Below are 12,362 nucleotides of genomic sequence, written 5' to 3' on the forward strand. Positions count from 1 at the left end.
CGGCACTTGGGGACGTTCCTTTTCTGCCGGCAGTTAAGGAACGTCCCTAAGTGCCGGGTTTTGAGGAGGTTGGCATGCTCAATGCGATGATTTGGGCGCTTGCCTGTTTTGGCGTTGTCGCGGCAGATATCGCCCTGAGCGTGGTTTTGTTTTCCGCCCTGGGCGTCGCATCGGTGTTCATGGGCTTTTCGATTGACGACCTCGATATTCAATTGCTTCAGGCTGCCGCGCAGACGGCGTCGTTTTTGATGGCGCTGCTGTGGTGGCGTTATCTGTGGCCGCGCTCGTTTATGGCGCGCTGGCAGGGCGAGCGCCCGCTTGGCGGGGGAGCAGGCAAAGCATGGAGGCGCATCGCCTGCGTTATCGTGATCGGCCTTGCCCTGCAGGTGGTCGTTGGCTACGTGACCGACGCCGTGCTGTTGCTGTTGCCCGAGGCCGCGGCCGACTACAGCGAGCTTGTCGAGGAAACAGGCATGGGCGACACCAGCTATCTCGCCGTCCTGACTACGGTGCTCGGCGCCCCATTTTGTGAAGAGCTGCTGGTGCGCGGCATCATTTTTGAGTTTTCGCTCCGAGCGTTTAACCCGCAGTGCCGCCCACTTTGGAAGCGCCGGCGTCGTGCGGGTGCGCAGGACGGCGCTATGGTGTCCTGGGCGGCCCCAAGTACGTGGGGTATTGCCGCGGCGATTGTGCTGCAGGCGGCAATCTTCGGTTTTATGCACATGAATTGGGTGCAGGGTTGCTACGCGGGCGCTGCCGGTCTGGTCTTTGGCTGGGTGCTCGTGACCACCGGAAAGCTCCGTTACACGATCCTGTTGCACTTTGCCTTTAACGCCGGGTCGTATCTCATGACGTTGCTCTGGTTTGTGAACACGCCGTTCGATGTGGCAATTACGGTCGCTATCGCTGGCGTCATCCTCGTTGAGGCAATGCGCTCACTGCGCCACGCGTGTGGGATGGACGCAGTGAGCGCGCCGCTGCCCTAGTTGCGACGCCCGCCTCCGTTGGCGCCCTGTCGTCCCTGGGCCGCACGGTTGCGGCCGGCGGTGTTCTGCGCACGCGACATGCCGCCGTGCCCCTTGCTGCCCTTGGGGCCCTTGCCGGCACCACCGTGGGCCCTGCCGCCCTTCTTGCCGGTGCCATGCCCGCCGCCAGCAGACGTCTCGCCCGGGCGCGGCGGCACGGGACGAATCAGACAATGCTTGGTGTAGCCGATCAGGTCACGACGCCCGGCTTTCTCCAGTGCCTCGCGCACGAGCTTGTAGTTCTCGGGTTTGCGATATTGGATGAGCGCGCGCTGCATAGCCTTCTCGTGCGGGTCACGCGCCACATAGATTGGCTCCATGGTGCGCGGGTCAACGCCGGTGTAGTACATGCAAGTGCTCATCGTGGACGGGGTGGGGTAGAAGTCCTGCACCTGCTCGGGCATGTAGCCCATGTCGCGCACGGCCTCGGCAAGCTCCACCGCTTCCTTCATGGTCGAGCCGGGGTGGCTCGAGATCAGGTACGGCACCACGTACTGCTTGAGTCCGTATTCGCGGTTCAAGCGCTCAAATTTGCGGCAGAACGCGTCGTAGACGGCTCGGCTCGGCTTGCCCATCACGGACAGCACCGCATCGCTCACGTGCTCGGGCGCTACGCGTAGCTGACCCGAGACGTGATGTTCCAGCAGCTCGCGCAAAAACTCGTCCGAGGCATCGGCCATGGTGTAATCGAAGCGAATGCCGCTCCTCACAAAGACCTTCTTGACGCCTGGCAGCTGGCGCAGGTCGCGCAGCAGCTGCGTGTAGCCGCTCTCATCGACCACCATGTTCTTGCATACGCTCGGCCACAGACAGCGCTTGTTCTTGCACACGCCGTGCTTGAGCTGTTTGTCGCAGGCAGGACGGCTAAAGTTGGCCGTCGGTCCGCCCACGTCGTTGATGTAGCCCTTAAACTCGGGGTCGCGCGTGAGCAGCTCGGCCTCGCGCATGATCGAATCGTGGCTGCGCATCTGCAGTACGCGGCCCTGGTGGAAGGTGAGCGCGCAAAACGAGCACTCGCCAAAGCAGCCGCGGTTAGAGCTGATGGAAAACTTGATCTCCGAAAAGGCAGGCACGCCGCCTGCCGCGTCGTAGTCGGGATGCCAATCGCGTGCGTAGGGGAGCTCTGCCACCTCGTCCATCTCGTCAGTGGCGAGCGTCGCCGAAGGCGGGTTCTGCACCACATAGACGCTGTTGGGGTAGGGCTCTACCAGGCGATGTCCGGTGATGGGGTCCATATTCTGCTGCTGCACGTTAAAGCTGCGCGCGTAGTTGAGCTTGTCGGCGGTAAGGTCGTCCCAGCTGGGCAGCAGGTCGTAGTCGTAGACCTCGTCGAGCGAGCTGGTGCGGTAGACGGTGCCATTGATATAGGTAATCTGGTCGACGGGCAGTCCCGCGTCGAGCGCGTCGGCGATCTCGACGATCGCGTGCTCGCCCATGCCGTAGATGAGGATGTCGGCGCCCGAGTCGAGCAGTACCGAGCGCTTGAGCTTGTCCTGCCAGTAGTCGTAGTGGGCCAGGCGGCGCAGACTCGCCTCGATGCCGCCGATGATGATGGGGGCGTCCTTGAACGTCTGGCGGATGAGGTTGCCGTAGACCGTAACGGCACGGTTGGGGCGGTGACCCTCCTCGCCACCGGGGGTATAGGCGTCGGTGTGGCGGCGGTGCTTGGTCACCGAATAGTGGTTGACCATGGAGTCCATGTTGCCGGCGCTGACGAGAAAGCCCAGGCGCGGCTCGCCGAGTACGGTGATGCTGGCGGGATCGGTCCAGTCGGGCTGGCAGATGATGCCCACCTTGTAGCCATGCGCGTCGAGTACGCGGCTGATGATGGCCATGCCAAAGCTCGGGTGGTCCACGTAGGCGTCGCCGCAGATGTAGACAAAGTCGCACTGGTCCCAGCCGCGTGCATCCATGTCGGCGCGACTGACGGGGAGGAACTTGTCGCGGCCCGGACGCCAGGGGCGTGAGGGCACTGCTGGGGTATGCGTGGCCCGGGTGGCAGGGGCGGCCGTGACCTGCGCCTTACCGCTGCGTTTTTGCTGCTGGCCGCGCTGGGCATGCTTGCCGTGCTGGTTGTGCTGAGCGTCCTGGGGCTTTTTTGCCACGATCCCTCCCGGTGTTTGTATGCTGCACGTAATTGTAACCAGTCTTTTTGGAACGGGGCTAAAAAGACTGGTGGAGTACATGGGCTGGCGGATCGGCGCGTCGATGCGGGTGTCGGCGCCTCTCCCGCCGTTTGTTTCCAGACTGTGTATCCCCGTGTCGAAGGGGTCGTCTCGCGCGCACGCCATGTTGTCAATGGGTTACAGTATGAACGGCGGCAATGTCTCCGCCAACGCACGAGAGGGTCGTCAACAAGGAGGATGTACGACGATGCAGCGTGCCAAACAGATATCGGAGTCCATCGAGCTGGGCATCATCTTGGCGCTCGCCGGTGGCTTTATGGATGTGTATTCGTACATTGGGCGCGACCATGTTTTCGCCAACGCGCAGACAGGCAATATCCTGCTGGTGGGCGTGAGTATCTCGGAGGGCAATTGGGCACTTGCGGGGCGTTACTTCTTCCCTGTGGTTTCGTTTGCTGTGGGCATTATGCTTGCTGACCTGGTACACGAGCGTTTTGGCAGCGTGATTCACTGGCGCCAGGTGACGGTGTTCTTTGAAGCCGTCATCTTGCTGGGCGTGAGTTTTATTCCCGGTGGCGATTTCAACCTGCTCGCCAACTGCCTTACCTCGTTTGCCTGCGGCATGCAGGTCGAGAGCTTCCGCAAGATTCATGGACACGGCATCGCCACGACCATGTGTATCGGCAACCTCCGTAATGCCTTGCAAAACGTGGACGATTACATCATTACCCACAAGCGCGGCTTTTTGGAAAACGGCCTGCTGTACTTTGGTGTGATCTTTACCTTTGTGTTTGGCGCCGTGCTGGGCAATTGGTGCATTGAGCGCATGGGTCTGCATGCCATTGCGGTGGCGAGCGTGCTGCTGTTTATCGCGTTTGCCATCATGTTTATCGATCGCGAACGCGACTTGCGTTTTCGCTGGAAGGTTGCGGCCGAGGCTTGGAAAGAGGGCTGTCGAAAGTAACCGAATGCGGCAGAGGGGTTGTCCCTTTGCCGCAGTTTTTTCATTTCCTGTTGAAACGCTTTAACACTTTTGATGTTCTCATGCATTTTTTGTTTCAAAAGCGTTAGGATGGAACTTGCAGCGCGGGGCGTAATGGGTGCCCCGTACACGATGGGAGGCTATCAATGGCTAATCGTTTCGTTCTCAACACCATTTCTTATCATGGTTCCGGCGCCATCAAGGAGATCCCCGGTGAGCTCCAGCGTCGCGGCTACAAGAAGATCTTCGTCTGCTCCGACCCCGACCTGGTCAAGTTTGGCGTTACCGCCAAGGTGACCGACGAGCTCGACGCCGCCGGCATCACTTGGAGCCTTTACTCCGAGATCAAGCCCAACCCCACTATCCAGAACGTCAAGGACGGCGTCGAGGCCTTTAAGGCCGCCGAGGCTGACGCTATCGTGACCATTGGTGGTGGCTCCTCCATGGACACCGCCAAGGCTATCGGCATCATCATCAACAACCCCGAGTTCGCTGATGTCCGCAGCCTCGAGGGCGTTGCTCCCACCAAGAACCATGCCGTGTTCACCATCGCCGTGCCGACGACCGCCGGTACCGCTGCTGAGGTGACCATCAACTACGTCATCACCGACCCCGAGAAGGTCCGCAAGTTCGTGTGCGTCGACACCAACGATGCCCCCGAGGTCGCCGTCGTCGACCCCGACATGATGGCTTCCATGCCCGCCGGCCTGACCGCCTCTACCGGCATGGACGCTCTGACCCACGCCATCGAGGGCTACACCACCAAGGGCGCTTGGGAGCTCTCCGACATGTTCCACTTTGAGGCTATTAAGCTGATTAGCGAGAACCTGCGCGACTCTGTCGCTGAGGCCAAGTCCGGTCAGCCCGGCTCCGGCCGCGAGGGCATGGCCCTTGGCCAGTATGTCGCCGGCATGGGCTTCTCCAATGTTGGCCTGGGCATCGACCACGCCATGGCTCACACCCTGTCCGCTCACTACGACACCCCGCACGGCGTTGCTTGCGCCATGCTGCTGCCGATCGCCATGGAGTTCAACAAGCCGGTTTGCGCCGAGCGCCTGGCCAAGGTTGCCGTTGCCATGGGCGTTGACACCACGGGCATGAGCACCGACGAGGCCGCTGACGCTGCCATCGCCGCCGTCAAGCAGCTCTCTGCCGACGTGAACATCCCACACGTCTGCGAGGCCATGAAGGCCGACGAGATCGAGGTCCTGGCCAAGGACGCTATGGCCGACGCCTGCTTCCCGGGCAACCCGCGCGAGGCGACGCTCGACGACGTCATCGAGCTCTTCAAGAAGATCTGCCCGGCTGAGTAAATCACTCCCGTCAGCGGCCCCGGGTTTCCCTCCGGGCGCGTCCTCGGACATGCAAAAGGTCCCGCTGCGCGCGTTGCGCGGCGGGGCCTTTTGCGTCCTGCGGAATGCGCCCGGAGGGAAACCCGGGGCCGCCTGCGTTCTTTTCTCAGATGCCGGGGTGCCGGAAAGGCGGGATGTGAGGGGCGCATTGTTGGATGGCGCCTTATGTCTGCTTATCGTGGCGGGCGCAGTTCTGGGGAGCTCGATGGGTCGTCTCGCTAGGTAAAAAGATGGTTCGCGGTGGTATTGTTGCTGTGGGTTTAATTCGATGTGAAAGGGTGACTTTGGTGTCCAAGATGGATTCTACGCTCTCCTATATTACTGACCAGTTGAAGGCGCTTACCTCGATTGCTTCGCCTACGGGCTATACCCGTGCGGCGACTGATTATCTAATGGAAACGTTGCGCGATATGGGCTTTGGCCCTGAGCGTTCCAATAAGGGCAACGTGCTGGTTGAGCTTGGCGGCGAGGGTGAGCCGCTGGTGTTGGCCAGCCATGTCGACACCCTGGGCGCCATGGTGCGCTCCATTAAGGACAATGGTCGCCTGCGTCCCACGACGCTCGGCGGGCATCAGTGGTCTACGGCCGATGGCGAGAACTGCACCGTTTATACGCGTGATGGCAACGTCTACACGGGTGTGGTTCTTAACACCGAGCCTTCGGCGCATGTGGCCGATGAACCGGTCAAGACCGTCGAGAAGAACATGGAGATCTTGCTCGACGAGAATGTCGACAGCAAAGACGACGTGCTCGAGCTGGGTATTCAGACCGGTGACATCATCGCTATGGATCCTCGCACGACGGTGACGGAGAGTGGCTACATCAAGAGCCGCTTCCTAGATGACAAGCTATCCGCGTCGATTCTGCTGGGTCTGGCCCGCGCCGTTGCTGACGGCGAGGTGACCCTTTCGCGCAAGGTTTCGCTGCTCTTTACGGTGTACGAGGAGGTCGGCCACGGCGGTGCCTTTGTGCCGGCTGACACGCGCGAGATGATCAGCGTGGACATGGGCTGCGTGGGCGACGACCTGGGCTGCACCGAGCGCATGGTTTCGATTTGCGCCAAGGATTCGGGTGGCCCCTACAACTACGATCTGGTTACCACGCTGTCCAATATCGCGCGCGAGCTGGAGCTCGATTACGCCATCGACGTGTACCCGCACTACGGCTCCGACGTCGAGGCTACGCTTTCGGCTGGTTACGACATCCGCCACGGCCTGATCGGTCCCGGCGTGTACGCGAGCCACAACTACGAGCGCAGCCACATCGACGGCGTGCGCAATACCTACGAGCTCGTTCGCGCCTACGTTCAGCGCTAAGGGAGCAGCTTGCGACTCGGCTGACCAATCGCTAAGGCCCGATTTCTCGGGCCTTTTTTCGCTTTGGGTCGTTTAGTATTATGATGTCTGTAATCTATTAACTAAACGTGTAAATTACTTAACGAGGTGATGCGGTGTATGGATACGTCTGAGTACTTGTCTATGGGTGATGCTGCCCGCCTGTTGGGCGTTACGAAAGCCCGCATATCTCAACTTGCCGCATCGGGAACGCTCGCGTGCGATATTGTGGGCGGCCGGAAGATGATCGAGTACAATTCTGCGATCGCCTATCAAAAGGTCCGCAAACGAGGGCGCCGTCCTGCAGCCGATGTGGGACGCAAGTTTACGCTGATGTCGGCCGACCATGAGGTCGCGCATGTCTCATTTGATCCGACGCGCGAGTTTCCCTTCGAAATCGCCGAGGTCCTCGATGCGCAACGAATGCCGTTTGGCACATGCTCGAGCTCTTCTCCAACGGTGAATAAGCGGGAGCTCAACGCGTGGTGGGGGCATCGGTCGGTACCCGATGTTCGCCCCGGGCTTATCTTGCGCTACCGAGAGTTAGGGATCGTCAACGGCACTGAGGTGCCGGTTCAGTGCCTGGGCCTCTCGCTTTCGGATTGCTATTGGCTGCGGCCGACCGATTGCGACGGGCTCGAATGGCGAAACATCAATTACTTTGAGAACGAATTTGAGCGATCGGCGCCCGAGGGGCGTTCGGGTTGGCTGGAAGGCATCGGTCTTAAAAATCCCGACAACACATCCGAGGGCGAGCTTCCTAAATCGTGGATGATTCGCAACGGTGTTCGCGTCCTGGTCAAGGGGTGCGGCATGGACGATCAACGTCCCTTTAACGAGGCGGTTGCAACGGCTCTACATCGTCGCTTGCTGTCAGAGGGTGAGTTTGTTCCCTATGCGGTTGAGCGGATGTTCGATGGCCCTGTGTGTTTGTGCGACGACTTTCTTGACGGCCGCGAGGAATATGTTCCGGCTGTTTACGTTAAGAACGCTCTTGGCGGTCAGCGAGGAAACTCGACGTACGACCGGTACTGCCGCTTCCTTGGTAAGCATGGAGCAGACGAGGCTGCCGTGAGAAGGTCTATGTCGCAGATGATCATTTGCGATGCCCTTTTGGCCAACAGCGATCGCCATTGGCGAAACTTCGGCATCATCCGCAATGTCGACACCCTGGAGATAAAACCTGCACCGCTGTTCGATAGCGGCAACTGTCTGTGGTATAACGTGCCAACTGCCGTGCTCTCATCTGGGGAGTTTGGGTTTTCCGCTAAGCCGTTTGGGCCCGACCCTTTCGTCCAGCTGGCGCTTGCGGACTCGCTCGATTGGTTCGATTCATCGCGGCTCAACGGATTTGTTGATGAGGCAATCGAGATTCTTTCGCAGAGCAAATGGGCCACGGCGGAGGGTCGACTCGAGGCCATCCGCCGCGGCCTCGAGCGTCGCGTAATCGAGGTTGGTGCCGCTGTTGAGGCACTTCGACACGTGCGGCGATAAACCAGCGGCTACTTAAGTGCGCCGGTTACGGTACCACCGCCCAGGACGATGTCGCCGCGATAGACTACAACGGCCTGGCCGGGGGCGATGGCTCGCTGTGGCTCGTCAAAAGTTAGCAGCATTTGCCCGCCTTCGTCGCGCGTAAGTGTCGCTGCCTGGTCTTTCTGACGGTAGCGGTACTTGGCACCTACACGAATGCCGCCGGCATTGAGCTCTGCCTCCATGCGGTCGGCAGGGGCGCTCCAGATCCACTCATCGGCAGTTAGCGCCGAGGCGGTTAGGTCCTCGGCTTCGCCCAGATGCACGGTGTTGCTGGCGGCGTCGACGCCCGTTACATACACCGGATGCGCCATCGCGACACCCAGGCCTTTGCGCTGGCCGATGGTGTAGCGCAGCGCGCCGTTATGGCGTCCGACCACGCTGCCGTCGCGCCACACAATGTCGCCCGGTGCAGCGGCATGTCCGCAGCGGCGCTCGATATAGCCCGCGTAGTCGCCGTCCGGGATAAAGCAGATGTCCTCGCTCTCGGCCTTCTTGGCGTTGATGAAGCCCTGCTCGGCGGCAATGCGGCGTACGTCGCGCTCCTTGTCCAGCCCTGCCAGCGGAAAGATGGTGCGTGCCAGGCGTTCTTGCGTGAGCGAATATAAAAAGTAGCTCTGATCCTTTTTGGGGTCCTCGCCGCGATGCAGCTGCCAGGTGCCGTCAGGCGCCTGGCTCGTTTTGGCATAGTGGCCTGTGGCGATGTAGTCGCAGCCCATATCCAGCGCCGCATCCAGCAACGCGCCAAACTTAATATGGCGGTTGCAGATGATGCACGGGTTGGGCGTCAGCCCCTCCTGGTAGGCGGTCACGAAGCGCTCGATCACGTTGCGGTCGAAGGTCTGCTGCAGGTCGAGCACATGGTGGGGTATCCCCAGGCGCTCGGCGACGGCCTTCGCGTCAGCGATGTCGCGGTCGACTTTACTCACGCCCGTGACAGGATCGGGTGCGGGGCAGGTGAGGCGCATGGTGGCACCGACGCATTCGTAACCCTGACTTTTGAGCAGATACGCAGTCACGCTGGAATCGACGCCGCCGCTCATGGCGACGAGCACGCGCTTATTGTGCATGGGGAGGTTCTCCTTGGTGGCATGTGGCCAAAAAAGAAAAGCGGCGCGGGAGGCTGGTTCCGCGCCGCAGACATTGTAGCAAGTTCGGACGTCTCGTGGGACACCCTGTTGGGATGAGCTCAGGCCGCCAGAAGAGAGGGGAGACCGGCGTGCCTTGGACTCGTTCTAAGAACGAGAAGCTCTAGCCCTGGAAGAGCGCCGTGGACAGGTAGCGCTCACCGGTGTCGGCAAGCAGCGCCACGATGGTCTTGCCTTCGTTCTCGGGGCGCTTGGCCAGCTGCAGCGCGGCCCACACGGCGGCGCCGGACGAAATGCCCACGAGCACGCCCTCCTTGTGGCCCACGGCGCGGCCGGTGGCAAAGGCGTCGTCGTTCTCGACGGGGATGATTTCGTCGTAGACCTGGGTGTCGAGGACGTCGGGCACAAAGCCGGCGCCGATGCCCTGGATCTTGTGCGGGCCTGCCTGGCCCTTAGAGAGCACCGGGGAAGTGGCGGGCTCGACGGCGACGATCTTAATCTCGGGGTTCTGCTCCTTGAGGAACTCGCCTACGCCGGTCACGGTGCCGCCGGTGCCAACGCCGGCGACGAAGATGTCGATCTTGCCGTCGGTGTCGTCCCAGATCTCGGGGCCGGTCGTGGCCTTGTGGATGGCAGGGTTGGCGGGGTTCACAAACTGGCCGGCGATAATGCTGTTGGGGGTCTCCTTCTGCAGCTCCTCGGCTTTGGCGATGGCGCCCTTCATGCCCTTGGAGCCGTCGGTGAGCACAAGCTTTGCGCCATATGCCTGCATAAGCTTGCGGCGCTCGACGGACATGGTCTCGGGCATGGTGATAATCACCTTGTAGCCGCGAGCCGCCGCCACGGAGGCGATGCCGACGCCGGTGTTGCCGCTCGTGGGCTCGATGATGGTGTAGTCGCCGCCGCGCACGAGCTTGCCGGCCTTCTCGGCCTCGTCAATCATGTTTTTGGCGACACGGTCTTTGACGGAGCCGGCGGGGTTGAAGTACTCGAGCTTGACGAGCACGCGGGCCTTGAGGTCCTCGTCGGCCTCAAAGTGGGTAAGCTCCAAAAGCGGGGTGTGGCCGATAAGCTGATCGATGGACGTGTAAACCTTGCTCATGGTGAACCTCCAAAGTGTTCAAATGACTGGATACCGTGTGGTTTTACGGTGTATGTAACAGCAAAACCTACAAACCCAATAGGTTGTTCGTTTAGCTGTTGGGAAGCATAGTAGACAGCAAAGCCTAGTAATGCAATAGGAATTTATGAATTATTGCGAGTCGATTAACCATCTTGACGGGATGGGTATTTTCAAAGCCAATTTTTCGGCTAGAATTTCTACGGATTAAATGACCGAAAGGCAGCAATATATATGTTGGTTTCCACAAAGGGCAGGTATGCCCTGCGCGTTATGGTCGACCTGGCAGAGCACCAGGCGGCCGGCCGCATCCCGCTCAAAGAGATTGCGGCGCGACAGGGGATTTCGGAGAAATATCTGGAGAACATTCTTGCCACACTCGTACGCGCCAATATGCTCTCGGGCATGCGCGGCAAGGGCGGCGGCTACGTGCTCACGCGCCCTCCCGAGCAGTACACGGTGGGCGAGATTCTGCGCCTGACCGAGGGTAGTCTGGCGCCGGTCGCCTGCCTGGATGGTGACTGCAAAGGCTGCTCGCGATCTGATGAGTGCCCCACGCTCGACGTGTGGAAGAACCTGGACAAGCTCATCAACGACTACCTCGACGGTGTGACACTCGATCAACTTGTCGCTCCCAACGAAGGCTACGACTACGTCATCTAACCCACACCTTCCATTTGGGGACGGGGTAGAAATGGTAGATTTCTTTACCCTCTGAGGCTCGATAAAGAAGAAGGCCGTCCATCGTTTCGATGGGCGGCCTTCATTTTGGCGTGTTGTGGCGATCCGTATCGGTTCGCTCTAGTTCTTGGCGATGCTGTCGAGAATGCTGCGCATGATGGATACCAAGATGCTGCCCATAAACGCCGATCCAAAGCTGGCGATGGAGATGCCCGCGCCCAGCAGATTCACCGATAGGTAGCTGGCGAGCTCGAGCATAAGGCTGTTGACGACAAGCTGGAAAATGCCCAGCGTAATGATGGTGAGCGGCAGCGAGATGACCGTCAGGAACGGTTTGACGAGCGAATCGACGATATTGAGGAACAGTCCTACGAAGGCGAAACAGACCCAGGCCTCGGCAAAGCCGAAGGGTTGGATGCCGGGGACGAGGAACGTGGCGATCGCGATAGCGATCGAGGTGAAGAGCCAGTTAAGCATAAAGCGCATGGCGTGAATCCTTTCTTGCGCCGGGGTTGCTGGCGTCGCGTGAAGCGGCTTGCGGCGGCGACCTGGATGGTTGCGCGGGTGCGCCGCGGTGTTTGGGCGCCCATTGTCTCAAATATTCGTGGAGCTTGCGTGCGCATTCGGTTTCAAAACGGCGTTCGACCTAAAAAACGTGCCGCTGACAGAGAGTCTTGTCGCTTTAGTTTGGTGGTGTGCTAAACTGCTACGGGCAAAAGCCACAGGCGTTGCCCTATTGCATAGAACGGGCGAACGATGCCCGATGTTAGTATCAACTTCGATGCCTTTTGGCGGGTTTGGCGGTAATCGATGAATATCGAGAACATGTTTGACAAGCCTGATGTCAAGCAGCTAGTCCACGCATTTAGCCTTTTGGACGACGAGAAAGATATCCAAGCGTTTTTGACCGATATCTGCACGCCGCGTGAGATTTGCGATCTTTCTCAGCGTTTGCAGGTGGCGCGCTATCTGGACGAGGGCGAGCCCTATGTCGAGGTCCAGGCCCGCACCGGCGCTTCGTCCACCACAGTGAGCCGCGTGTCCAAGGCACTCAACGGCGAGTACGGCGGCTACCGCAAGATCCTCATCAAGCTGGAGGATGGCGAGTAGGCTAGCGACAA

11 protein-coding genes are annotated in these 12,362 nt (G+C 60.1%); 7 read left to right on the forward strand and 4 right to left on the reverse strand.

The window, feature by feature from the left end; genetic code table 11:
- Positions 1-74 precede the first annotated feature (74 nt).
- On the forward strand, positions 75-986 hold the full coding sequence (locus DW123_RS05730; RefSeq protein WP_147351594.1) for a CPBP family intramembrane glutamic endopeptidase: 912 nt from the start codon (positions 75-77) through the stop codon (positions 984-986).
- On the opposite strand, the gene DW123_RS05735 is transcribed toward DW123_RS05730, so the two are convergent.
- Positions 983-3,130: a YgiQ family radical SAM protein gene (locus DW123_RS05735; protein ID WP_233540139.1), complete on the reverse strand. Its 2,148-nt coding sequence runs from the start codon at positions 3,128-3,130 to the stop codon at positions 983-985. The two genes, DW123_RS05730 and DW123_RS05735, sit on opposite strands and share 4 nt — an antisense overlap.
- 268 nt (positions 3,131-3,398) lie before the next feature.
- Between DW123_RS05735 and DW123_RS05740 the strand changes: the two genes are divergently transcribed.
- The 4 genes from DW123_RS05740 to DW123_RS05755 all read left to right on the forward strand — a co-directional run bounded on the left by DW123_RS05740 (position 3,399) and on the right by DW123_RS05755 (position 8,313).
- Complete coding sequence (locus DW123_RS05740; protein WP_117734433.1) at positions 3,399-4,115, forward strand: YoaK family protein; 717 nt, start codon at positions 3,399-3,401, stop codon at positions 4,113-4,115.
- A gap of 164 nt (positions 4,116-4,279) precedes the next feature.
- Positions 4,280-5,446, forward strand: coding sequence for a lactaldehyde reductase (gene fucO, locus DW123_RS05745; protein ID WP_118273179.1), 1,167 nt, complete (start codon positions 4,280-4,282; stop codon positions 5,444-5,446).
- A gap of 335 nt (positions 5,447-5,781) precedes the next feature.
- The gene (locus tag DW123_RS05750) at positions 5,782-6,801 is read left to right on the forward strand and encodes a M42 family metallopeptidase (protein ID WP_118273219.1); all 1,020 of its coding nucleotides are present in this window, start codon (positions 5,782-5,784) and stop codon (positions 6,799-6,801) included.
- A gap of 138 nt (positions 6,802-6,939) precedes the next feature.
- Positions 6,940-8,313, forward strand: coding sequence for a DNA-binding protein (locus tag DW123_RS05755; protein WP_117763166.1), 1,374 nt, complete (start codon positions 6,940-6,942; stop codon positions 8,311-8,313).
- Between the two features lie 8 nt (positions 8,314-8,321).
- Here DW123_RS05755 and mnmA read toward each other — a convergent pair whose 3' ends face one another.
- Together mnmA and cysK are read right to left on the reverse strand one after the other, a co-directional pair.
- On the reverse strand, positions 8,322-9,545 hold the full coding sequence (gene mnmA, locus DW123_RS05760; protein ID WP_255413507.1) for a tRNA 2-thiouridine(34) synthase MnmA: 1,224 nt from the start codon (positions 9,543-9,545) through the stop codon (positions 8,322-8,324).
- Positions 9,546-9,603: 58 nt separating this feature from the next.
- Positions 9,604-10,542: a cysteine synthase A gene (gene cysK / locus DW123_RS05765; RefSeq protein ID WP_117734438.1), complete on the reverse strand. Its 939-nt coding sequence runs from the start codon at positions 10,540-10,542 to the stop codon at positions 9,604-9,606.
- Positions 10,543-10,794: 252 nt separating this feature from the next.
- Between cysK and DW123_RS05770 the strand changes: the two genes are divergently transcribed.
- Positions 10,795-11,223 carry an Rrf2 family transcriptional regulator gene (locus DW123_RS05770; RefSeq protein WP_089572175.1) on the forward strand — a complete coding sequence of 143 codons (429 nt, stop codon included), beginning with the start codon at positions 10,795-10,797 and terminating at the stop codon, positions 11,221-11,223.
- A 138-nt stretch (positions 11,224-11,361) separates the two neighbouring features.
- Here the strand turns inward: DW123_RS05770 and DW123_RS05775 are convergent, their stop codons facing one another.
- Positions 11,362-11,727 (reverse strand): phage holin family protein, encoded by a 366-nt coding sequence (locus DW123_RS05775; RefSeq protein WP_117734439.1) that lies wholly within the window; start codon positions 11,725-11,727, stop codon positions 11,362-11,364.
- A gap of 324 nt (positions 11,728-12,051) precedes the next feature.
- On the opposite strand from DW123_RS05775, the gene DW123_RS05780 reads away from it, so the two are divergent.
- Positions 12,052-12,351: a YerC/YecD family TrpR-related protein gene (locus tag DW123_RS05780; RefSeq protein WP_022094855.1), complete on the forward strand. Its 300-nt coding sequence runs from the start codon at positions 12,052-12,054 to the stop codon at positions 12,349-12,351.
- Positions 12,352-12,362 lie beyond the last annotated feature (11 nt).

The organism is Collinsella sp. AM10-26 (assembly GCF_003472525.1).
In the GTDB taxonomy this organism is placed as follows: domain Bacteria; phylum Actinomycetota; class Coriobacteriia; order Coriobacteriales; family Coriobacteriaceae; genus Collinsella.